Origin of the sequence: Paenibacillus agri, assembly GCF_013359945.1 — a bacterium.
Taxonomy (GTDB): domain Bacteria; phylum Bacillota; class Bacilli; order Paenibacillales; family Paenibacillaceae; genus Paenibacillus_AQ; species Paenibacillus_AQ agri.
Genome location: NZ_JABWCS010000207.1, coordinates 100,094 through 123,117, shown reverse-complemented (window position 1 = coordinate 123,117; position 23,024 = coordinate 100,094). Strand labels below are relative to the sequence as shown.

Below are 23,024 nucleotides of genomic sequence, written 5' to 3'. Positions count from 1 at the left end.
TATTACAAGAAATCTCAATATAGTAAAGGGATAAGATCTTAGAAAAATGGGGGATCGATTATGTTTTTAAAGACATTAGAAATGAAAAATTTCAGGAATATTAATGATTTGGCTGTCGATTTCCATAAAGGACTAAATATATTAGTCGGAGAAAATAATTCAGGCAAATCAGCGATAATTGATGCACTAAGGATTTGTCTTAGTTACGGAAAACAATCAAGAGATTTATATGTAAAGAGAAGTGACTTTCATATTAACCGAAATGATCCCGTTGCAACCATTAATCCGATTGAGTTTCACTTAACTTTTGAGATAGAGGATCCTATCGAAACTGGTATTTTTAATGATCTATTGTCTCAAAACCAGGATCCATCCCTACAGTGGCTGAAGATTCATTTTATATACCGTCTAGAGGATCGGAATGGATTGGAAAAGATAAAATACACAGTCTGGGGAGGGGACAATGAAGGGCAACAAATCACACCAGATGTATTTAGCTTGCTACTTTACGTATATCTTGATGCTCTTAGAGACGCCTCACACAATCTTAGGCCAGTGCGCGGGAATAGATTAGGAGAATTATATGCTCACCTTCGTGAAGATAGTTTAGGCAATCCTATAACGGATGAAAAGCGTGATGAATTAACACAACGTCTTAGAAATTCGTTAACAGGAGATGTTGAATGGAACAATATTATTGAAACCGGAAAGAAGAAAATTAATGAGCACCTTGAGGAAACATCAATAACAAATAAGAAACAGGCGGTAGAGGTAGACTTCTTGCCCTTTGAATTTAGAAAAATAGTAGATAACTTAAGAGTGTTACTTCCGGTTTTTGACGAGAGCCTTCTGGAAGGCGATACTAACAAACAAAAATACTTCGACATCAATCAAAATGGTCTTGGCTACAACAATCTTTTATACATGGCAGCAATCCTTGGAGATTTAAAAAATCGTAAAGAATTAGATCCAGAAGCATACATAGCCTTGTTCATTGAGGAGCCAGAAGCTCACCTACATCCCCAACTCCAAAGTATCTTTTTTAATTATCTGAATAAGCTGGACGGAATAGGTTTTCAAATATTTATTACATCGCATTCACCAACAATTACTGCCAAAGCGAACTTAGATTCCCTTATTATTGTGCAGTGCCAGAACAACCAAGTGTTTACATATTCTTTATTACAATCAGAGTTGTCAGATCAGAACAAGATATATCTTGGGAAATTCCTTGATGTAACAAAATCACAATTGTTCTTTTCAAACGGAGTTATATTTGTTGAGGGTATATCAGAAGCTCTCTTATTGCAGAAGTTTTCTAAAATCTTAGGAACAGAATATGACTTAGATAAAATGGGAGTAGAAATAGTTATAGTGAATGGAGTTTCGTTCGAACATTTCGGAAAATTATTTAATTCCGACGAAGCACATAAGAGGTTGAATATTCGAAGCGTAATAATTACCGATGATGATAGGGATCAAACTACTGATGAAATCTCCTCCAGAGCAGACAATGCGTTGGCACTTAAGAACGGGTTTTTACATGTCGAAACTTCCGAAATTACATTTGAATATGAACTGTTTATAGCTGGAGAATATAATAGAGAGTTAATGTTATTGATTTATAGCGAAATGCACCCAGTATCGGCTTCAAGAATTTCCGAAGGTAATGATATTAAAGAGTATGCAAAGAATTTTTTGGCTAAGGTAGCGAGTAATAAAGCAAAATCAGAACTTTCACATCGCCTAGCGCTTTATCTAGAATCGAATGAATCTGCTAGAAGGCAATTTATTGTACCTGATTATATAAAACGTTCTATTAATTGGGTCATAAAGGGTGACCTCAATGTTTGATAGCCTTTCTCCTCGTCAACGCTCAATCGTATTTGAGAAGAGTGGTAAGTTTGTGGTTAGAGCTTGTCCAGGGAGTGGGAAAACCTATACAGTAGCAGCCAGGTTAGCACACAGGATGAGCAATTGGAACTCGCCGAATATGGGAATAGCAGTATTATCTTTTACTAATGTGGCTTGGAAAGAGGTAGGAAGAAAGCTTAATGATAATTCGGGGAGTGTGGTTAGTTATCCTCATTATCTCGGTACGATAGATAGTTTTATTAATAAATATATATTTCTCCCCTTTGGTCATTTGATTATGGAGTGTAACAAGAGACCTATTCTAGTAGGTGAACCTCATGGGACATGGTCTGGTGGTAATTATGGAAGAGATTATGACCAATATTTTGATTGTACGAGTTTAAATATAAATGCTGATATTATATCGACTACTACCGATATGACTAAATTTCATTTTGGTTGGAAGAACAATATAGATGGCTCAGGGAATAAACATGTGAAAAATATACGTAATGTAAAGGAAAAGTTCTGGAAACTCGGATATGCTACACAAGCAGACGCAAACTATTTCTCTTTGAAAATTCTAGAGCAATACCCTAATATTTCTCGTTCAATTGCAATTAGGTTTCCTGAGATGATTATTGATGAAGCTCAGGATACCTCTGAGATACAGATGAGTATTATCGATCAGCTAATTGAAAACGGACTGGAGAATATTACGCTAGTTGGTGATCCCGATCAAGCAATATTTGAATGGAATAATGCTCGACCGAATCTTTTTACAGATAAATTTAATGAATGGATAGAAAATTCTATAATTCTTAATGAAAATAGAAGAAGCTCTCAAAAAATCTGTAATGCAACGGCTCAGTTAGCCTATTTTGATAATCCATCTACCTCAATTACCGAAACAGTGAAAGACTTCGAGCATATCCCAGAAATAATTGTTTATGATCCAGCTAATATTCAAGCTACACTAGATTATTTTCTTGAGCTCTGTGGGAAACATGAGGTTGAGGTTAATCACGATAATGTAGCTGTCATCTTCAGGAGCAAGTCTATTCAAAATTTAATATACAAGCAGCCTGATTTTATTAAGGAACCTTGGTTAGTAGGGAAAAAGTTTGTTAAGGATTTGGCTAAGGGGAAATATATGGCCGTTAATGGTGATTCGAGGGAAGCATTTCGGTTGATTGAGAGAGCTGTATACAAAGGTCAGAATTATAGAAATTACTGTTCGCAGTATGAGCTGGAACAGTGGATATCAAAAAAGGGATTAATTAATCATAGAAAAGAGATACATCGTATTATCGAAATGTTACCCGAACCAACAGGATCTATAAAATCTTGGGTTCTTCGAGCAAATACTGAACTCATAGCTAATGGTGTTACTTTACAATTACGTATTGATGAAGATAGTTCTGAATGTACCTTTGATCAAATATTTAAAGCTGTTACTGATAAAGACGCAATATTTAGGTTAGGTACGGTGCATACGGTCAAAGGAGAAACTTTTGAATCGGTTCTTCTTATTTTAAAAGAGAAGGGAGCAAAAGGACGCCTTTATAGAACAATGCTAACTCAAAATTATAAAACGATAGATGATGAAGAACTAAGAATTGCATATGTAGGGATGACGAGACCAAGGAAATTGCTTGTAATTGCTGTGCCTAATGAGTTGAATAAATCCGCTTGGGAAAACAGGCTGTTATTGAGATGATATTCTATAACAAAGTAATGAACATACCTAGGAGGTAACCTATGAAATCATTTAAGCTGTCGAACATTAAATCATTCTCTGAATATTCAGAAGTAGAATTAAAAAAAATAAATATATTTGTCGGAAGAAACAGTTCCGGTAAAAGTAGTTTAATCAGATTCCCAGTGGTTCTAAGCCAAACGTTCCAAGAAGATATACATACTCCATTACTTTTATTTGGAAAACTAATTGATTACGGTAACTTTGATGACGTGATTTATAATCATGAAGGAGAGAAGTTTGCGTTCGGATTTGGTTTCTCCGCTAAAGAGTTACGCCATGAAATTATGCGTAGAAATAATATACACATACATGACATGAAAAATTTGATGAGGCATTTTTATAAGAATTTTGATGAGGTAGATATTGAAGTTGAAGTGAAAAAAGTGAATAAAAAAATGATAGTTGATTCTTTTCACTTACTAATCGATAAAAAGTTGGTACTGACTATAAAAAGAGAAGCGAAAAAAAATAAATATGATATTAGAATACATGGTGTTCTAGAGATTGGGAAGATGGGTTTATCTGAGCTAACAAATCCAGAGTTAATAAATATGAATGTTTCATTTAATAAATTCATTCCTGACATACAGATGTATGGTGAAATCTTAAAGGATACGTTTAAGAATAATCTTGGAATAAAAAAAGAGGATGAAGAACTTTTTAATGTTATTTCAAATCACTTTACAAATAGGGAATATTTATATCAAGATTTATTTGAATTAGAATCAAATATTGCTGAAGGGATTATTCCTGAAGGTATGAAAAAACGAATTGAAGAATTAAATACAATTATGAAAAATTTACTTATTTATTCTGCAATTCTTTCGTCTATTTATACTAAACTCAACAAATTTTCAAACCAAGTCACATATATTGGACCATTTAGGGAAAACCCAGAAAGAGTATATAGAGATTCCGAGAACAGTTTTAATGATGTTGGTAAAAACGGTGAAAATACAAGTTTACTTTTACGGCAAGCCGATCAAAATAAGAATTTTTTACTGAATAAAGTATCAGATTGGTTTAAAGCATCAATGGGTTACACAATTAATATTGATGAAATTGAAAATAGCAATCTGTTTAAAGTAGTGGTTTCTTCAACAGATGGCAGGAGTAAGGACAATTTAATAGATGTAGGATATGGTATTGCGCAAGTGCTGCCAATAGTAACACAGATATTCATGGAACACAGCTCAAATGATGAATTTAGAAGGACAGTTTACAATATGGGAAAGAAATCGACAATAATTATTGAACAACCTGAACTTCATCTACATCCAGCTGCTCAGGCTAACCTGGCTAATCTATTCGTAGAGAAGTCATTGTCGGAAATTGACAGTAGAATTCTAATTGAGACACATAGTGAACATTTAATAAGAAGATTACAGGTACTAATAGCTGACCCTGATATAAAAATAAATCATCAGGATGTTGCTTTTTACTATATAGATAAAAGCAATGATGGTTCTTCTTGTGTAAAAAGAATGGAACTAAACGATAAAGGACAATTTACTGATAAGTGGCCATCAGGATTCTTTGACAAAGGTTACGAACTAAGTAAAGAATTACTGAGTATGTCAAAAAAGAGAGGAGATCGAGAAAAATGAAATTAGAGGTAACACTATGTTACTCATTACTTGAGAAGTGCTTTGATAGCATCACTAATGTATTTGATGAAACTACGTTACTTAATGAGTTAAAAAGAAGAAAACTAATAATACATCATGAGCTCGAGAACATTTATGAAAGTTACTTTAAACATGATAGACCTGAATTATTTGATATCTATGCTGCTTTTGTTAGTTCAATATTGAATAACGAGATGTATAGTAAAGTCGTGGATAATATTAATGAAAGTCCAGTTGTAGAGTTGATTTTTCCGGATTCTAATAATAATAGAATAGTTACTAATGTTTGTAATTCGACAGAGGACAAAATATTAATGAGTGAGCTTTTAAATGATTTTGAAAAAGAAAAGTTAGAAAATGAAATGAGTATATCTAGCTTTAATAGTACTGAAATTCTTGATGAAAACAAACCAACAATTCTTAATCACTATAAAATCCCGATATTTAAAAGGGTTCCTCAAGGAGAAAATAGTTTTGCACTTAGTAAGTGGTTAGGGAGGTTCCTAAAAAATGAAAAGGAAATAACAATTATAGACAATTTTTTATATGAAAACTCTATTAATTTTTATAATTACGTTATTAAATATATTGATAAAGATGCGAATATTAAATTAATAACAATGGTTAACAATAGAAATACAGAAGCGAATATTATAAATAAATTCAAATCATCACCATTTGACTTATGGAATATTTCCGAAATACATATTGTTAATATGAAACGTGAACAGCACGCTCGGAATATTCTTACTGAAAACTATATTATTATGATAGATAAAGGAATGGCTGTTTTTGGTACAGGACGTGTTAATAATACGGATCAATCCGACATAACAATTAATTATAGAAGTAAAGTACAAGAGTATTCACTCCCACTTAATATTAGAAAAATAGTCTAACTGAATCTAGGTTGATTATTATAATTGATTATTAATTGCTTTCCAAATACACATTCAGACATAGATAAAAGTGAGTAAAATAAAAAAAACAATTATAACCAGATTAGCTTCAGCTCAATAGAATTCCTACTTTGTGATAGGAGACTTACTAATGGATAAAAAAGTTGAAGAACTATTCGAAGAAAAATTAGAAATGTACCCACATCTTAAAAATATACGTAACAAATTGTGGGCAAGTGATGGTAAAAGTCGTGTCTCTGTCATGATTGGTGCTGGCTTTAGTTTGAATGCCCAGAAGATTGAAGATTCTTTTGAAGGAATGGCTGTTTGGGGGGATATAAAAAATAAATTAATTCAAGAGTTAAATCATCATAAAGGGATTACGAGTAAAGATGTTTTAGAGATTGGACAATTATATGTAAAAGAATATGGAAGATCGAGTTTAGATACAATTTTGAAAGAAGCTATACCAGATAATAATTATGAACCTGACGAGATTCACTATAGTCTCCTAAAGCTTCCTTGGACTGATATTTACACGACTAATTATGATACTTTATTAGAGCGTGCAAAAAAGTTTGTATATGAACGCAATTATCAGACTATTTACAATATTAGTGATATAACAAGTTCTGTTCAACCGAGAATCATTAAATTGCACGGCAGTTTTCCTGCTAATAGACCTTTCGTCTTTACAGAAAAAGATTACAACGAATATCAAGTAAAGTTCAGTCCTCTTGTAAACATGGTACAGCAATCAATAATGGAAACAACTTTTGTTCTCATTGGCTTCTCTGGTGATGATCCCAATTTTAAAAGATGGACTTCTTGGGTTTCGAATAATCTTGGGGAGCATATGTCTAAAATTTATATGATTGGTTTCGGACAAGAACATCGCAAATCTGAACTTGAAGATATAGGCGTTACTTTGATTGATTTTAAAAATATCTATTCGGAATATGACCAACCTTATAAAGCAATGTTTACAGATATATTCGAATTTTTAGCTTATAAGAATAGAGAAGAAAAAACAATGTGGCCACATAAAGTTTATAGTGAGGATAACGATGTACAATCTTTTATATATAATAGAAATACTTATCCTGGTTGGATCGTGATGCCAGATGAGATTAGAAGAAAATATGCTAAAAGTATTCGTCTATCTGCAATAAAGTTAGTAGATTATATTAAAGAGAAAACAATTGATGATAAATCGATTGATTTTTTGAATGAGATTTTATGGTGTTATGATAAATTTTACATTCCGCTTGAATACTATGTATATCAAATAATTGTAACCATTATTGATAATCAGGATCAGAATAAATTTGATGAAAGACTTTACCCATCACTTTTTTGTTTGCTAAAAGAGGCAAGGTTAGATTGTGATGAAGAAGCTTTTGTGAAATATCAAGGTATATTAGAGAATTTACCGCTAAATAAAGAGCAGTGCCATCATCTCATCTATGAAAAGATAATGTACTTCTTTATTCGTAATGATATAGAAACTCTCGAAAAGCTTTTGCTGGAATGGGATGTACAAACTAATGAGATTGAATGGGGAATTAAAAAAGCAGTAATCTACGCTAGAATAAATGAAAAAGATACAGCAAAGTTAATGCTTGAGAATTATTTACAAACGATCAGAGGACTCCTTGCTATAAAAAATGATGATTATCGTTTGCTTTCATTAGAAAGTGTGGCACTACATAATCGCAACAGAATTACCAGTGAATTGGACTATGGCTATGACCGCTTAAAATTTTTGAATGGTAAATCATGTAATGTTAACAAGGAATTTGACCAAACAATTCTATCAATAAAAAAATATGAAAATTCTATAGGTACAATAGAGAAAATAGGCTTCGATCCGGGAACTAGAAGTACTCTATCCAGCATGGGCGATTACATGAAACAAGAGCTATTAGACTCCTTTGCAGTTCTGCAACTACAAGAAATTTATGCATTAAGCATAAATGATAAGCTGCAATATGAATTAGCTCTTAAAAATGTAGAATTTTACTATCCAATATATTCACAGCTTAAAAGAATAAATATTATCACTCGAAAAAAAGTGGATGAAATATTTTCTAGAGAAACTGTTTATAAATCAGATATTATAAATATGACTAAATTAGTTAATATACTTAAAAATGCAATCAACTATGAGAATAAATCCAATATAGATATCAATGTGGCCCTAGAAATTTTGTCGCGTATTTATTTTGCAGTATCTATTGAAATACAAAAAGAAATAGATGGAATAATATTTCGATATATACAAAATAAAGAGAACTATAGTATTGAAGATATAGAAGTTTTAAATAAACTGATAACAAGGATATCTTGTGCTAAAAATAAAAAGGAATTTGAAATATTCTGTGAACAGTTAATCAACATTGAAATTAAGGTTCAGGATAAATCTGATTATTTTCTATACAACTCTAGTTTTTTTGAGCCTTTTTTAATACTACTAGGTGAGAAGAGAAATGAAACGAAAATAAAAATTTTAGAGGAACAGCTTGATTTATTATTTAAACACCTCAGCTACGAAAATACTTATAAAAGTATGAGAGAGAGCGCATTGATTAGGTTAACATTTCTTGCGTTAACTAATAATTTTTCTGAAAAGCATTATAACCAGTTCATAAGATATATACAAATGCTCCCTCGAGACAAGAAATTTGGGATAAGCGATTTTATATTTAGCACTACATTTGATAAGATTATTCAATCAGAAAGAGTATTAAGTAGAGAAGAAAAGATTGAGTTTTTAAAAAGAGATATTCCAGTGTTCTATTTTAAATCATCAATAAATGAAACTAGTGATTTAGATAACTATTTCAGGGAAATTAGAAATGTTTTTTTAGATTATATAGGATGTAATGAGGAAAATGTACCTGATCTTACAATTTATAAAACATGGTTGGAAAAGTTCTATCTATGGTGGGATAGTCAAAAAGAAGGGCTTTTAAGAGAGCAAGACAGGAACTCATTCATGCCAATTTCAGATTATTTTATAATAGTAATCACAACACTTAAAAATAATATATGGGGCACTATACCTGAAGAATATTTAAGTGAAGACGATAGAACTAAAATAGCTCAAATATTTAATGAAAGTGATGAAAAAAGACCAGATGTATCGATATATTTAATACCATGTTTAAACAGGTTAAATATAAATATTAAATACTCTCTAAAAGATGTTATAAACTGGTTGTGGGATAGTAATAAGACGAATGTGAAGGCAGCAGCAACTATATTATATGATTATTTGGTTTTTATTTACAAATCAGAGATTTATGGAGATTCAACTGTTATTAAGAATGAGTTGTTTAATATGATGAAATATGGATCAGCTAAGCTACAGAAAATAACCTTTGATTCAATCAGTCATTCACTAAAAAATAAAATAGATATTTTTAATATTAGTGACTGTGAATTCCTTGTTCAATATGCATCTAATTACTTACAAGGAATTAAAGAAACTAATATAGAGATCGCAACTCGAGATGATTTTGAACTGATTTCAAGTTTCTCCAATCTTGTTTCTCATATGTGTAAAAACAAATCTGATTTCGTTGGAAACAGACTTGATGAATGGAAAGAATATATACGCAATCATAAATTACCGGAAGTACGCACACATGCGGATGTGTTTGCTTAATGGAGAATTTGTAAGCAATGTTATTTGAGAATGGATACTTTAAATAGGGTGGTTCACAACTTTCTTTACATGGGAATTTCTAGCGGTTCACGATTTTCTTTATTTCGCTTTTATCACATGCCTTCAAAAACCCAATAAAATCAACAAAATCAGTTCACGACAGTTACTTCACCTGACAGTTGTTGTTGTAAAAAGAAAATAAAGTTCTAGACTAAATAAAGTGTTAGACTCGGTTAATCGTAGTAACGTAAATAGAGGATGGTTAGTTCAATATATGAGCTAATCTCCTCTATTTTTTGTTTAATAGAAATTTAAACTAAGGGTTTAAAGCTTAGTATAATTTATTTAATATATTGAGGAGAAAGGATTTCGTTGGGAGTGGAGCTGTGAGAGTACCAGAAGTAATTCTTAATGATAATAAAAAGAGATAGTTACTGTTGGATGAGGTAGGTGTTCCAGTTGTTCCTGTGATGAAGTATTTAAAATTCCTATGCGGAGGTATATCAAAAGATTTGAGGAAATGTCTGTTACCTTATTAAGCTCCCATGAAAATAAACTTTAAGGCTGGTGCAACCAGTCAAAAAGGATTAATCTCCCATAAGTGCTCCCCCTATTGGGTGCGACATTCTGTGATGCACCGTGATGGTTGGAGTCAGACTAACGGTTGGGCTCTAATGGCACCATAGTTCATAGACCTTCTTCTCCCAGCCCTACTAGAAGTATTGACAGAGTTCACCCATTTTCATCCTCTGTGGTGCAGCGCTGATCTTGCGCTGCATGTATGGCTAACGGGCAGTTTAGCGCAGCCATAATATTTGAAAATAAGATAAGGTTCACCGCTTTGTATCTAACGGTAATTTCTTTCGGAGCTTCAGATGTGACGCAGCGAACGTTTGTCAATTCCACTGTCGGTTCACCGACAAGAAGGCCTCACGTCTTCTACGTAACTATGAGCGTATATGGCAGAAGGATTATAAGTGTAGCTAAAAAGATTAGCTACACTCCAACAGCCCTCCCCTTCCACCTCTGAATAGGGCGAAGAGAAGAGCTACGATGTAATGACCTTGATTCCTCTCAGATTACGAGCACAGGATGAGGAACATAAGGCGCTTCAAGACGTGCGACTTCTCCAGGCGTAAGATTGATTGCCAACGCTTTGACTGCATCATCAAGATGATTGAGCTTTGTTGCACCTATAATTGGAGCAGTTACGGCTGATTTCTGCATAACTCAAGCCGGTGCAATTTGAGCAGGGAGAACGTTGTGTTCTGTTGCAATCTCACCGACTATTTCAACGACTTTTTTATCTGATTCCTCCATAGCGGAGAATAAAGTTTTAAATAAGAAATCCTTCTGTGAGCGTTCACTTATTTCGTTCCATTTCCGAGTCAATCGTCCACGAGCCAGAGGACTCCATGGTATGACAGCCACTCCATCTGCTTGACATAGAGACAGCATTTCACGTTCTTCTTCCCGATACAGTAAGTTTAAGTAATTCTGCATCGATACAAATCGCGTCCAACCATTTATTTGGGCGACGTGATTCGCCCTTTGGAATTGCCAGGCATACATGGAGGAAGCTCCAATATATCGGGCTTTTCCAGCTTTGACAACATCGTGAAGAGCCTCCATTGTTACCTCGATCGGCGTGGTGCTATCCCATCTATGGATTTGATAGAGATCTACATGGTCGGTGTTGAGTCTTTTCAAGCTTTTATCGATCTCAGTCATGATTGCTTTTCGCGACAACCCGCGCCCATTGGGTCCAGTATGAACGGGATTGCCTACCTTGGTTGCGATCACGACTTCATCCCTCTTCGCAAAGTCTTTTAATGCTCTTCCTAAAATCTCTTCACTCGTTCCGTCAGAATATATATTAGCTGTGTCAAAGAAATTAATGCCTAAATCCAGAGCTTTTTTAATAAAAGAGCGACTATGTGTCTCCTCAATTACCCATGTATGGTTTCCACGCTCGGGAATGCCATAGCTCATGCAACCAAGTACGATATGGGATACATCCAGACCAGTACGGCCGAGCTTCACATATTCCATACTTACCCTCTTTTCTATATTTCATTTGCAAACGAGTGGTACTTGTTGTATCTCATCTATTATTTTGAATAAGCATACTATTGAAGAGCCAGCGAAAGTTCCATCTGAAATATTGGGGTAGATGCCAATCTTCATAGTCTTTCAATACGCCTTGATCCAACCAGTAAGACTCTGATTTCCCGCTCGTTGCAGCTTTAGACACATAACTGATTGTTTCTTCCAGAAAGCGAATGACATCTGGAATTCTATCTGGAGTGGACACATCTCCATGCCCCGGAATGACAGTATCTACTTTGAGGTCTTTTTGAATGCGCCGAAGGATGCGTATCCAAGCGTATGGATTACCGTGTGGCATGACCGGAATCGTCTTGTTGGTTATCAAATCACCAGTAATCAAGGTTCGTTCTTCAGGAACGTACACAACGGCATCGCTTAAAGAATGGCCGCCTCCGTAGGATAAAACTTCGATAGTGCGCTTTGTTCCTTTAATAACTAGTTTATCGTCAAAAGTTATCGTGGGTATCACCCTTCGAAGGGAAGGGATAGCATCATACAGGGTTTTCTGCACGGAAAGATCATAGTCGATTTCGGTAAGCATGTGCGGACCTCTTTGTTGTGAACGTACTTGAATTAGGCTATTTATTAACTTCTGAGTGTTTTGTTGCATGAGATCAATATTCACTTCGCCCATATCAGATAGCAAATCTCTTGTCCAAACGGTAGATATAAATTCGCTTTTCATAAATGCCTGATTGCCGTTAACATGATCTCCATGAAAATGTGTATTCACTACATATTTAACCGGTTTGTTTGTTAACTGTTCAGCCGTTTGACGTAAGAAAGCACCAGAATGCGGCAGGTTGGTTGTATCCACTACAACGGTTAAATCCCCAAGATCAATAATTGCTGCATTCCCCAGAGAACCGCTACCTGGAACCGAAATAGCAGCCCAGATACCTTCCGATGCTTGTTGAATCGTGAAATATTTGTTGTTCATTGTTATGCCCCTTTAGTGTTTGTTGTCACTTGTATTTCCATTAGCAACTTTAGCCTACAAGTTAGAGTCAACTAGAAGTCAAGAGATTTTTAGGGTAAAGTTAGGGGCGATTGTAAATATTGACCTTGAGTTAACTCTAAGTTGTATTATAGTTTTTAATATCAACATAAAAAAGGAGGAGCAGGAATCGGATGTTTACGATAAGTCAGGTGTCAGAAAAAACGGGATTAACTCCCTATACGATTCGTTATTATGAAAAAATTGGGGTGCTACATGAAGCTAAGCGTAGAAATGGAGGGGCACGTGTCTATTCAGAAAGCGAGGTTTCGTATATACAATGTTTGAATAGATTAAAAAAATTGGGTATTTCGCTTGAGGAGATTACGGAATTTACTCGTGATGGATGTGTGCTGGATAAAATTCAACACGGGGAAGATCTTGTTAATTTTACTCCCACCTTACACAAACGGATTGAAATTCTTGAGAAGCATCTGGTGGAACTGGAAGCCAAGCGGCAGGAACTTGAGTACATTATTTCCCTCACCAAAGAGAAGCTTGCCCTATACCAAGAACTTATGAAAGAAGACATGATAAATACTAGATAATGGGATGTCTGGGCTACGTTCGGTCGCCTCGGTCCTGACAGGACGTATTACTCCCCCGAGCAAATCCACGAGATGACGTTGGTGAACTTACATGAGGAATTCGCTTAAATTCGGAAAGCTAGTGACATGTTCGCGATGCTTTAAACAGCCGAAATGATACATCATCCGTTCAACTAACGGTGAACGATAGTTGAACATAAAGGGTTTCACATATTAGTCATGACTAATATGTGAAACCCTTTATTATATCTGAATCTCTTAAATTTAGTTCTTGATAAACTCGGAAAATAAATTTGTAGACTGGCATGGCGATTAGCAAACGGCTGAGCAGCGAGCCTGCAGCTCGAGCTCCTGACTCTTTTGGATGCACCGTCACATCATTGTAGTGACCCAAAAGAGATGGGACGGATCTGGCGAGTAGTTGGCACTGCTATGGGAATGAAGTACGCATAAGGTGAACCATCGTGAAAGAAGTTCCGGCCATATACAATTGAATATGTAGTAGGCGCTTCTGGACTATTGCCGGGAGCGCCTTTTTTCGTTGTTATGATGATAATGCACAGAAGAAGCTCCGATTTTGTGAAAACCATGAAAGCACCTTCTACCTTTCTATGCAAGAGAGAACAGCCGGAATGAGAGAAGTAGGGAAATAAACAGCCAGCGTGATCCTTCCGGAGCTTCGACATGGTATACGACAAGCTGTTTACGTTTTACTGATAAAATCAATTTATGCAGAATATAGTTATATGATGATAGAAAGGGCTGGGTTAATCATTAGCTTGGAAGAAGGGAGGAATAGAAATGAAGCATTGGGCTTTGTGATATAATGAGGTAAAATCTTCAACTCCAAAACGAAGAGACTATCCCACATGTAGCGTCATCTTTCAGAGAGACTATCTCTCAATAACCATTGTTTCCGGAGTTCCTGGATTTGAAGAAATCCCAAGAGGAGGAAAACAGAAATGAAGAAGAAGGTTGTTACGACTTTATGCGGTACCATGATACTTTTAGTGGGCATGGGCACAGGTGCTTTCGCGAGCTCGCATCTCCAAGAAATTAAAGCGTTGTTAAACGGAGATATAAAAATCAGAGTGAACGGGGAGATTACCCCTCTCAAAGATGGCAATGGCAAAGCGGTGCTTCCCATTACTTATAAAGGAACTACGTATCTTCCGGTACGATCTGTTTCTGAGCTGCTGGATGTTCCGGTGAATTATGACGGAACAGCCAAAGAGGTGATTATTGGCGAACAGCAGGCAGGCGTTCCCGTGAAGCAGGAGGATTTTAACACCAGTCTGCATACCAAGGACCCTGCACTGACCAAATACGGCGGCAAGAATTATAAGGAAGTTCTGTACAGCGCACCTAATTCCAATATTAAATATACCGCGCTCAGCCCTAACGGCAAATATCAGAAGCTTGTTCTGCAATTCGCTGCAGTTGGCAAGGAAGTGGAGTCTCTTGAAATTAGGGATAATGACAAGAATGTGCTCCTTAAAAAAGTAGAGAAGATTTCGCCTAATAGTGATCTCCAGACGATTGAGGTAGATATTTCTGGAGTAAAGAACATCGCAATAAATGTGACACAAGCTGTTGACGGCGGGTTCATTATTCCGCTAGATACTTCAATTTACAAGTAAGGTTAAGCAGAGAAGCCCACAATGCCCGTATAGGCGTAGTGGGCTTATTTTCACGTAAGCCGGGATGTGAGGCATTGCGATTATACGAGGATCTTTAAGCTGAAAGTATTTTAAGATAAACTGACTCCATACTTAATGTAGAAAAGGCCCAGTCGAGTTCGTCAACTGGGCCTTTTCTAATTATAGATATATATGAAATTAATGGAGTTAAAATTAATTATTAGATAGAATTTAAGTGTATATAATGATAAATTTGTATGATTATGAAATATAGTGGTAACTTTGATGGATTAAAAAAACAAATAAAATATATTTGAATAGATGGAGGACCTAATCATATGAAAATTAGATCAGTTTCCCTAGGAATCATTAGAAGAGAAGAGGACATTTTAGTTCAAGTAATTAATTATCCTGGGATAAGTACAACTTTCTACCGACCTATCGGTGGAACTATAGAGTTTGGTGAAATTAGCAAACAAGCATTGATAAGAGAAATTAGAGAAGAACTTAATCAAGAAATTGAAGAACCAAAATTAATTTCCGTCATAGAAAACATTTTTGGTACTGAGGACGATATGGGACATGAGGTGGATTTCATTTATGAAGTGAAACTGAAGGAAAAGAGATTATATGATCTTGATGAAATTGAGGGAATAGAAGGAGATATTAAATATAAAGCTCAATGGAAACCTTTGAACTTTTTCAAAACAGATTCAGATGTAAGGTTGGTTCCAGATGGACTATTGGATGTACTTTTAAAACAAGATAACCAAAATATAAGCATAATCAAGCATGTAAGGAATAAGAATCTAATAGGAAATGAGATAGGAGAACAGAATTGAATAGAGTGTTAAGAAATTTAAACCGTTTCTAAATTTTATGATATGGGTCATGTTGATAGTGATAACGATATCAATAGCTTTAAATGTTTATCCTCAAGAATCAGGACCGCCGGTAATTGAACTGATTTTCAAACAGTGAGTTAAAAACTTGAATAGAGTGGGGTAACTCATGAACGATAGCCAAATAGCTAGTTTAATAATCACCCTTCTAATCGGATTAATCATTTGTGTAACTGGACTCATTGTGAAGAAAAAACCTCCGGAAACGATAAACTCAATATATGGATACAGAACCAGGAGATCGATGAAAAGTCAGTTATTATGGGATGAAGCCAATAGATACAGTGCAGAATTAATGATCAGATACGGGCTGGTGTATACATTAATTGGTCTGATATTAAGCTTTCTATTTGAAGGGACTTATCTTTCACTCGTTATTACTGGATTGATCTTTGTACCATTCACACTCTTGATTATAAAAACTGAACAACATTTAAAAGAACTTGATGAAGAGTTAGAAAGGAAAAAATAATTTTGTGGTGGATTTTTAGAAAAGCAAGATCAAAAGGTGGGACAGCATGAAAGACTATATAAATAACAATGAATATCAAATTAGTTTGCCGTACTTAGGGGCTAAATACGCAGCATTTTTTAGTATGATGGGCATTTTTTCAATATTAATTCATCAGATTTGGGACCTGGAGCAATGGAAAGAAATTTACATAGTAATATTAATAGCATTGATAAGTGTCGTTGGAGTATCGATGATAAAAGAGATTAGGAAAAAACGAAGCATTGTTATAACAGATAGCAATGTGATCATTGATGGTGTATCTCTTGAAGCTAATGAAATAAAATATACCAATATCAATAAATATTATATAGAATTTGAAACCAGTAAGAAAAGGTGGTCCCAACGTGTAATCCGGTTTGATTTTAAGGGCATAGAAAAAGAAACGCATAGAAATGACTTGAAGGCATGGCTAAGGCGGCAAAACATAACAATTAAATGAGAATTCTAGGCGAGCCAGCTTGAAAGGAATTGCCGGATGCGGATTCAGCAAAGTTAGGTTAGAAGATGACCTATACATTTTCGAGAAGAGGGTATAAGAATATGAGTTATCGAACCTCTAATACCGGTATTAAAGCAATCCTTTTCGATTCAGGTAAGGTGTTAAATGGTCCTGTTACAGGGCATTGGTTTATTAGCCCCAACTTTTTTAACTTTATCGATGAGAAGATATTCCGATCAATAGACAAGCAGATTAGAAATAAAGCATTTCATAAAGCAAATACATATATATCAAAGCAGAACTTGATTAGAAATGAAGAGGAAGAATTCCATCATTTCATTGAGTTCTATAGAATTTTCGCAGCTGAATTACCTCAGTTAGGATTAGATGAGGAACTGATCAAAGCTATCGCGTCTGATTTAGTTTTTAATTATGCTAAGTACAAATTCTATAGTGATGCTATAGAATTAATACCAGAGTTGAGCAAAACTTATAAGCTGGCTGTTGTTTCGGATGCTTGGCCATCTTTGGATAATGTATTTACACAAGCTGGGTTAAGGGATTACTTTTCATCCTTTATTATTTCCTCAATAAAAGGGATCAGCAAACCACATGAGTTAATGTACAAGGCTGCTCTTGAAGAGCTGGAAGTCTCTCCATCTGAGGCTATATTCGTTGATGATAACATTAGCAACTGTGATGGCGCCGAGCGGCTTGGAATTCACTCTATGATATTGAGCCGGGATATAAAGCAGTATTTATATACTAGGATTACTAGTCCCAGACATTCAATAGTACGAAACTTAAATGACCTTATGAAAAAAATAAAATAATTCGATAGAGACAACAAACGACCCGGCTTAAGATAAGAGTTATCTAAGGCTGGGTTGTTTTGTGGAGATGAGGTGGCTAAATTATGAAGTCTCAAGAAAAGAAAATCTCAAAATAAAAATTGAGAAAGGTGAGAGGATTATTGTAATGACGACGAAAATAAAAATTCTAATAATCATAGTAGGCATTCTAGTAACCGCATTAGTAATAACACCTGTTGCTTACGTTCAGGTAAACAAAATTAAATATGCAAATAGAGTAACGAACTATCTGATAGAAGAAAAGAAATATAGTAGAGAAGAAATAGCGTCCGTAAAAGGAGTATGGGGAATAAAATTACCGCCATTTTATGCGGTAGTCATTTTTAAAGATGAACCAGATGTTGAATATGTATATTTTGCACATAATGAAGTACTGCAGTTTAGTCATAGATTGACACAAGAAGGCAGAGAAAAAGGTATTACTAAATCGGAATTGAAACATTTTGTTCCATTAGAATAAACAGGGGTGGGTTTCATGAATGAAAAAATTAAAATTAGAGAATTCACTAAAGAGGATAGTCAAAAAATCTCAACCATTATTCGAGACAATCTAGCACACGTTAACAGTAAAGATTATCCCGAGAAGATCATTACTAATATGTATAGTATTTTTACGCCGGAGTATCTCGTCAGTTTATCAGAGCGTAGGAAAGTGTTTGTGGCTGTTATGAATAATACGATTATCGGAACTATTAGTTTGGATAGGGATACTATCTATACGCTTTTTGTTGATAAAGACCATCATCATTTAGGCATTGGACGGATACTTATTAATTTCATTGAAGGAGTTGCCCGTAATACTGGAATCACATCGCTTAAACTACCTAGTAGTATAACGGCACAAAGTTTCTATGAGAAGCTTGGGTATCATAAAATCGATGTAGTTGAATCTGAAGAATACGGCAGAGATATTATTATGATGAAGAATATAAGTGAGTGAGTGAGCGGGAGGATGATATTTATGGATAAGCGACTTACATTTAATGAGGATGTGGAGAACTACGATAAGTGGAGACCCACCTATTGTGATAAGTTATTCCAAGATATTATGGCCCACGCTCAAATTGAACAAGATAACAAAGCAATTGAGATTGGTATTGGCACAGGTCAGGCTACAAGACCTTTTTTGGAAACAGGCTGTGAATTAACAGCAATTGAATTAGGAACAGGCCTCGCAGAATATTCAAGATTAAAGTTCCGAGAGTTTGAAAATTTTACGGTATGCAATACTACATTTGAAGAGTTTGAATGCCCCGATAACAGCATAGATTTAATTTATTCAGCTACTGCATTTCATTGGATTCCAGAAGAAGTGAGCTATCCTAAAGTCTTGAAGTTATTAAAGAACGATGGGACACTAGCATTATTTTGGAACCGGCCCTTTGTAGCACGAGAAAATGATGAATTACATCAGCATATTCAAGCCATCTATCAAAAATATAGACCCTCTAATACCAAGATTATAGAACATGACACTGCAAGATATAACAACATATCCAAAACTATTCAAGCTTATGGATTTAGAGATGTTGTGTTTAAGCTATATCATTTAACTAGAAGCTTTTCTTCGACTGACTACATCGCATTATTGAATACATACTCAGACCATAGAACTATGCCATCCATTACAAAAGAAAGGTTTGAAACTGAGATTAAAGAAGCCATTATAAAATTTGGTGATGTGTTAAATGTTTATGATACGATCGACTTGTATTTAGCCAGGAAATGATTTGTTCTCGTTAAACTATCCAGAGATTACGGACGAAAGTAACTTTACTTATATTGCAAGCATTGAGGGGATCGATCTTAAACCAGTCCCTTCCGGAATGATCCAAAGAACAATACTTAGCTCAAAGTATGCCGTTTTCACGCATAAGGGTTCACTAAATAATCTAAAACATACATACAACTGTATATATGGAGTTTGGTAGCCGGACTGTAGTTATGAATTGGATGAACTTGATACGATTGAGTATTATGATTTGACTTATCCAGTTATGTAGCATATGATGAATACATCAAAAAAAATTGATGCATTGGATGGTGATAATAACCATGGAGCATTCGCTACTGTTTGCTAACTATGAACGAAAGTTCAAAGCGTTAGCAGATCAGAAGCGCTTGTCGATTCTATATGAGATCAATAAGCGTTCTGAGGTATGTGTGTGTGATTTGGAGGCGATCGTGGATCTGCCGCAATCTAAGCTATCTTATCATCTCAAATTGTTGCTCGATGCAGATTTGCTGAAATGCCGCAAAGAAGGCCGCTGGAATTACTACAGAATTAATGAAGAGGCCATGCAGTATTTATTGTCTGACGACGTTTGTTGTATTTTTTACCCGCCGAAAGGATAAGCGGGTAAAATTTTTAAATAATACATCAAAAAAAATTGATGAATTGGAGGTCTTTTTTAAATGATCAAAATAGAAGTGTTCGAATCCGGAGGCTGCTGCTCAACAGGTGTCACTAACCCGGAAGAAAAACGGGCATCGATTCGCTTTGCGGTAGCCGTTAGCCAGTTATCTCAAGCAGGGTTCGATGTTAGTGGATATAACCTTCTGAGTGATACAACGAAGTTTGAAGAGAATGAGGCAGTTAAGGAAGCACTAGCGAGTGATCCCAGCAGCCTGCCTATTACTTTACTCAATGGCGTTGTTGTGAAGACACGTTCATTACCTACCAATGAGGAACTATCTGAGTGGACGACAATGTCCCTTGAACGACTTGAAGGCAAAGGAGAATCGATATGATACCTTCATTTGATGTGAGCCAAATCCAAGTTACACCTTATTTATTTTTCACAGGAAAAGGGGGCGTAGGAAAAACTTCAACGGCATGTGCGACAGCAGTAGCCTTAGCGGATCAGGGAAAAAGAGTGCTATTAGTCAGCACCGATCCAGCCTCTAATTTGCAGGATGTTTTTCAAATGGATTTGGATATGAACTATAAGTCGATCCCGGAAGTTCCTAATTTGTTCGTCACTAACCTGGACCCGGAGGAGGCTGCAGCCCGTTATCGTGAGGATGTTGTGGGACCCTATCGCGGTAAGCTGCCGGAAGTTGTGATTAATCAGATGGAAGAACAGCTATCCGGATCTTGCACAGTTGAGATTGCTTCTTTTAATGAATTTTCTCATTTGCTAACCGATCAGGCGTTAACAGAATCGTTTGATCATATTATTTTTGATACAGCGCCAACGGGACATACTCTGCGTCTTCTGCAACTCCCTAATGCTTGGAATGAGTTTCTGCACAACAGTAAGGAAGGCACAACTCAGGGCGGATTACTTGCTGGATTGGATAAGCGAAAAGAAGTGTATAAGCAAACGGTCGATGTGCTCAGCGATCCACGGCAAACGTCTCTTGTGCTTGTAACAAGGCCGGATCACGCACCGCTGAAGGAAGCTGCACGTGCGTCCCAGGAATTGGCGGAGACAGGAATAAAGAATCAAATGCTTATTGTCAACGGCCTATTAATGAAGCCACTAACTGGTGATAGCACTGCGACAGCGTATACGAAGCGGCAACAAGACGCACTAGCTCAACAATCTACTTTACTGCAATCTCTGCCAACCTATGCCGTACCATTGGTGTCGTTTAATGTGGCCGGGGTCGCCAATGTTCGTCGTTTATTCGCTGATGAGCAAGATGTTTCTAATCCTGAAATGAACACGGCAGAATTAAAGGTTTCAGGGCTAGCCGCAATTTTGGACGACATTGAAGCTAAGGGTCAACGTGTTATTTTTACAATGGGAAAAGGTGGCGTCGGGAAAACCACGATTGCGAACGCTATCGCTGTTGGTTTGGCAGCACGCGGTCTAAAGGTACATCTTACGACGACAGATCCTGCAACACAGCTAGACCAAATCATGCACGACAACATTAAAGGCCTACTCAGCATGAGCAAAATTGATCAAAAAGTTGAAGTGGAGAAGTATCGTCAAGAAGTCCTGGATAAAGCGCGAGAAACTATGGATGAACAAAGTATCGCCTATGCAGAGGAAGAATTAAATTCACCGTGTACTGAAGAAATCGCAGTGTTTCGTGCGTTTGCTGATCTGGTGGATAGAGCAGATAACGAAATCGTAGTGATTGATACGGCGCCCTCCGGTCATACGCTGTTACTGCTCGATGCGACAGAATCGTATCATAAGGAAATTGCGAATGCTTCGGGAGAAGTGCCGCCATCTGTGAAAAAATTATTGCCACGGTTGAGAAACGAAGAGGAGACGGCAGTCATCATCGTCACCCATGCAGAAGTTACGCCGGTGTTCGAAGCGGAAAGACTCACGGCTGATCTAAGACGAGCGGGGATTCATCCCAAGTGGTGGTTGATTAACCAAAGCATGGCCCTTACCGGAACCAAAGATGCCATTCTACAGCAACGCGCAGCAAGTGAGCGAACTTGGATCCAGCGAGTGGAAGAAATCTCGGGTAGCCACTATGTTGTATTGCCTTGGCAATCCAACGAGGAGCACGGTGGTGAGCAGCAACATAAGATGAATAAAGACGGAGTCTCGATACTGCCGGGATCACGCACCAATGAGGGCTGCTGTGGACCTAAAACTAGCTGTTGCTAAGCATTTTATTGGAGGATTAGAGTTAAACAACATAACTTCTACTAGAGAGCTTTCTCTGGTAGGAGTTTTTTTAATACAATTTGAAAAGTGAAAAGAATAGAAAACAATCCCATCTTGACAATCTACCTTCTAGTAGGTAATATAAACGTGTACTTCGGTGATCCGCACATTGCTCGACATTGGGAATACGAAGTAAGCGATAAGCAATAAGAAGTAAGATTCAAGAAAATGAATTATAGAGGAATCATTATAACGATTAACTACCTATTAGTAGGTAAAAAAGGAGTGATGTCAACAAAATGAATACAAACCGACAGCTCATTAACGGGATTGATGTAGATGCGCTCAAGCAATTTGCAGGAAGCGTTGCAGATGATCCGAGCAAGGCACGCTGGATCTTCGCGGCTTTCTAGGTCTGGATGAGAATATTAAGCCTGGGTATGAAGAATTGCAGTATAAAGTGACTGTGTCTGGGCATGGAACGCCTGAGCAATGGCAACGAATTCATGAGAACGTGACGCGCACATCGCCCAACCGTTGGAATGTAGCCAATGCGATTCGGCTGAATAGTGAATTGATCATTGAAGAATAGATGAAACACTAACTAATC

The 23,024-nt window shown here is 36.1% G+C and carries 20 protein-coding genes and 2 pseudogenes; 20 read left to right on the top strand and 2 right to left on the bottom strand.

The window, feature by feature from the left end; translation table 11 throughout:
- Positions 1–60: 60 nt before the first annotated feature.
- The 5 genes from HPT30_RS12955 (at position 61) to HPT30_RS12935 (ending at position 9,813) form a co-directional block, all read left to right on the top strand.
- Entirely contained in the window at positions 61–1,854 is a 1,794-nt protein-coding gene (locus tag HPT30_RS12955) for an ATP-dependent nuclease (protein WP_175371801.1), read from the top strand.
- A complete protein-coding gene (locus HPT30_RS12950) occupies positions 1,847–3,574 on the top strand; it encodes an ATP-dependent helicase (protein ID WP_175371800.1) in 1,728 nt (575 codons plus the stop codon). The genes HPT30_RS12955 and HPT30_RS12950 overlap by 8 nt, the downstream gene beginning before the upstream one ends.
- Positions 3,575–3,615: 41 nt before the next feature.
- On the top strand, positions 3,616–5,223 hold the full coding sequence (locus HPT30_RS12945; protein ID WP_175371799.1) for an AAA family ATPase: 1,608 nt from the start codon (positions 3,616–3,618) through the stop codon (positions 5,221–5,223).
- On the top strand, positions 5,220–6,143 hold the full coding sequence (locus HPT30_RS12940) for a hypothetical protein (protein WP_175371798.1): 924 nt from the start codon (positions 5,220–5,222) through the stop codon (positions 6,141–6,143). The genes HPT30_RS12945 and HPT30_RS12940 overlap by 4 nt, the downstream gene beginning before the upstream one ends.
- 151 nt (positions 6,144–6,294) lie before the next feature.
- Positions 6,295–9,813 carry an SIR2 family NAD-dependent protein deacylase gene (locus HPT30_RS12935; RefSeq protein WP_175371797.1) on the top strand — a complete coding sequence of 1,173 codons (3,519 nt, stop codon included), beginning with the start codon at positions 6,295–6,297 and terminating at the stop codon, positions 9,811–9,813.
- Positions 9,814–10,887: 1,074 nt separating this feature from the next.
- Here the strand turns inward: HPT30_RS12935 and HPT30_RS12930 are convergent.
- Both HPT30_RS12930 and HPT30_RS12925 read right to left on the bottom strand, forming a co-directional pair.
- Positions 10,888–11,865, bottom strand: a pseudogene (locus tag HPT30_RS12930) (aldo/keto reductase).
- 52 nt (positions 11,866–11,917) lie between these two features.
- Positions 11,918–12,862, bottom strand: a complete 945-nt coding sequence (locus HPT30_RS12925) for an MBL fold metallo-hydrolase (protein ID WP_175371796.1) — start codon at positions 12,860–12,862, stop codon at positions 11,918–11,920.
- A gap of 191 nt (positions 12,863–13,053) precedes the next feature.
- Here HPT30_RS12925 and HPT30_RS12920 point away from each other — a divergent pair, with 191 nt between their 5' ends.
- The 15 genes and pseudogenes from HPT30_RS12920 to HPT30_RS12850 all read left to right on the top strand — a co-directional run bounded on the left by HPT30_RS12920 (position 13,054) and on the right by HPT30_RS12850 (position 23,006).
- A complete protein-coding gene (locus tag HPT30_RS12920; RefSeq protein WP_175371795.1) occupies positions 13,054–13,467 on the top strand; it encodes a MerR family transcriptional regulator in 414 nt (137 codons plus the stop codon).
- A gap of 3 nt (positions 13,468–13,470) precedes the next feature.
- A pseudogene (locus HPT30_RS12915) lies at positions 13,471–13,575 on the top strand (cysteine hydrolase family protein); the annotation flags it as partial.
- 854 nt (positions 13,576–14,429) lie between these two features.
- Positions 14,430–15,107: a stalk domain-containing protein gene (locus HPT30_RS12910; protein WP_175371794.1), complete on the top strand. Its 678-nt coding sequence runs from the start codon at positions 14,430–14,432 to the stop codon at positions 15,105–15,107.
- Between the two features lie 338 nt (positions 15,108–15,445).
- The gene (locus HPT30_RS12905; protein WP_175371793.1) at positions 15,446–15,949 is read left to right on the top strand and encodes an NUDIX hydrolase; all 504 of its coding nucleotides are present in this window, start codon (positions 15,446–15,448) and stop codon (positions 15,947–15,949) included.
- 169 nt (positions 15,950–16,118) lie between these two features.
- On the top strand, positions 16,119–16,481 hold the full coding sequence (locus HPT30_RS12900; RefSeq protein WP_175371792.1) for an SdpI family protein: 363 nt from the start codon (positions 16,119–16,121) through the stop codon (positions 16,479–16,481).
- A gap of 46 nt (positions 16,482–16,527) precedes the next feature.
- Complete coding sequence (locus HPT30_RS12895) at positions 16,528–16,962, top strand: hypothetical protein (protein WP_175371791.1); 435 nt, start codon at positions 16,528–16,530, stop codon at positions 16,960–16,962.
- A 101-nt stretch (positions 16,963–17,063) separates the two neighbouring features.
- Entirely contained in the window at positions 17,064–17,795 is a 732-nt protein-coding gene (locus HPT30_RS12890; protein WP_175371790.1) for an HAD-IA family hydrolase, read from the top strand.
- Positions 17,796–17,862: 67 nt separating this feature from the next.
- On the top strand, positions 17,863–18,294 hold the full coding sequence (locus HPT30_RS12885; RefSeq protein ID WP_246317062.1) for a DUF3139 domain-containing protein: 432 nt from the start codon (positions 17,863–17,865) through the stop codon (positions 18,292–18,294).
- Positions 18,295–18,309: 15 nt separating this feature from the next.
- Complete coding sequence (locus HPT30_RS12880) at positions 18,310–18,774, top strand: GNAT family N-acetyltransferase (protein WP_175371789.1); 465 nt, start codon at positions 18,310–18,312, stop codon at positions 18,772–18,774.
- A gap of 21 nt (positions 18,775–18,795) precedes the next feature.
- Complete coding sequence (locus HPT30_RS12875) at positions 18,796–19,563, top strand: class I SAM-dependent methyltransferase (RefSeq protein WP_175371788.1); 768 nt, start codon at positions 18,796–18,798, stop codon at positions 19,561–19,563.
- Position 19,564: 1 nt separating this feature from the next.
- The gene (locus tag HPT30_RS30970) at positions 19,565–19,765 is read left to right on the top strand and encodes a GyrI-like domain-containing protein (RefSeq protein ID WP_175371787.1); all 201 of its coding nucleotides are present in this window, start codon (positions 19,565–19,567) and stop codon (positions 19,763–19,765) included.
- A 124-nt stretch (positions 19,766–19,889) separates the two neighbouring features.
- Entirely contained in the window at positions 19,890–20,189 is a 300-nt protein-coding gene (locus tag HPT30_RS12865) for an ArsR/SmtB family transcription factor (protein ID WP_246317058.1), read from the top strand.
- Between the two features lie 60 nt (positions 20,190–20,249).
- Positions 20,250–20,585 carry an arsenic metallochaperone ArsD family protein gene (locus tag HPT30_RS12860; RefSeq protein WP_175371785.1) on the top strand — a complete coding sequence of 112 codons (336 nt, stop codon included), beginning with the start codon at positions 20,250–20,252 and terminating at the stop codon, positions 20,583–20,585.
- Positions 20,582–22,414 carry an arsenical pump-driving ATPase gene (gene arsA, locus HPT30_RS12855; RefSeq protein ID WP_175371784.1) on the top strand — a complete coding sequence of 611 codons (1,833 nt, stop codon included), beginning with the start codon at positions 20,582–20,584 and terminating at the stop codon, positions 22,412–22,414. The genes HPT30_RS12860 and arsA overlap by 4 nt, the downstream gene beginning before the upstream one ends.
- A 448-nt stretch (positions 22,415–22,862) precedes the next feature.
- Positions 22,863–23,006, top strand: coding sequence for a hypothetical protein (locus HPT30_RS12850; RefSeq protein WP_175371783.1), 144 nt, complete (start codon positions 22,863–22,865; stop codon positions 23,004–23,006).
- The last annotated feature ends 18 nt before the right edge of the window (positions 23,007–23,024 follow it).

Excerpts from the sequence above, each read along its gene's own strand:
- HPT30_RS12905 (WP_175371793.1), top strand. The coding sequence starts at position 15,446 with ATGAAAATTAGATCAGTTTCCCTAGGAATCATTAGAAGAGAAGAGGAC.
- HPT30_RS12940 (WP_175371798.1), top strand. The coding sequence starts at position 5,220 with ATGAAATTAGAGGTAACACTATGTTACTCATTACTTGAGAAGTGCTTT.
- arsA (WP_175371784.1), top strand. The coding sequence starts at position 20,582 with ATGATACCTTCATTTGATGTGAGCCAAATCCAAGTTACACCTTATTTA.
- HPT30_RS12910 (WP_175371794.1), top strand. The coding sequence starts at position 14,430 with ATGAAGAAGAAGGTTGTTACGACTTTATGCGGTACCATGATACTTTTA.
- HPT30_RS12895 (WP_175371791.1), top strand. The coding sequence starts at position 16,528 with ATGAAAGACTATATAAATAACAATGAATATCAAATTAGTTTGCCGTAC.
- HPT30_RS12900 (WP_175371792.1), top strand. The coding sequence starts at position 16,119 with ATGAACGATAGCCAAATAGCTAGTTTAATAATCACCCTTCTAATCGGA.
- HPT30_RS12945 (WP_175371799.1), top strand. The coding sequence starts at position 3,616 with ATGAAATCATTTAAGCTGTCGAACATTAAATCATTCTCTGAATATTCA.
- HPT30_RS12950 (WP_175371800.1), top strand. The coding sequence starts at position 1,847 with ATGTTTGATAGCCTTTCTCCTCGTCAACGCTCAATCGTATTTGAGAAG.
- HPT30_RS12890 (WP_175371790.1), top strand. The coding sequence starts at position 17,064 with ATGAGTTATCGAACCTCTAATACCGGTATTAAAGCAATCCTTTTCGAT.
- HPT30_RS12920 (WP_175371795.1), top strand. The coding sequence starts at position 13,054 with ATGTTTACGATAAGTCAGGTGTCAGAAAAAACGGGATTAACTCCCTAT.
- HPT30_RS12955 (WP_175371801.1), top strand. The coding sequence starts at position 61 with ATGTTTTTAAAGACATTAGAAATGAAAAATTTCAGGAATATTAATGAT.
- HPT30_RS12885 (WP_246317062.1), top strand. The coding sequence starts at position 17,863 with ATGAGGTGGCTAAATTATGAAGTCTCAAGAAAAGAAAATCTCAAAATA.
- HPT30_RS12860 (WP_175371785.1), top strand. The coding sequence starts at position 20,250 with ATGATCAAAATAGAAGTGTTCGAATCCGGAGGCTGCTGCTCAACAGGT.
- HPT30_RS12875 (WP_175371788.1), top strand. The coding sequence starts at position 18,796 with ATGGATAAGCGACTTACATTTAATGAGGATGTGGAGAACTACGATAAG.
- HPT30_RS12880 (WP_175371789.1), top strand. The coding sequence starts at position 18,310 with ATGAATGAAAAAATTAAAATTAGAGAATTCACTAAAGAGGATAGTCAA.
- HPT30_RS12935 (WP_175371797.1), top strand. The coding sequence starts at position 6,295 with ATGGATAAAAAAGTTGAAGAACTATTCGAAGAAAAATTAGAAATGTAC.
- HPT30_RS12925 (WP_175371796.1), bottom strand. The coding sequence starts at position 12,862 with ATGAACAACAAATATTTCACGATTCAACAAGCATCGGAAGGTATCTGG.
- HPT30_RS12865 (WP_246317058.1), top strand. The coding sequence starts at position 19,890 with ATGGAGCATTCGCTACTGTTTGCTAACTATGAACGAAAGTTCAAAGCG.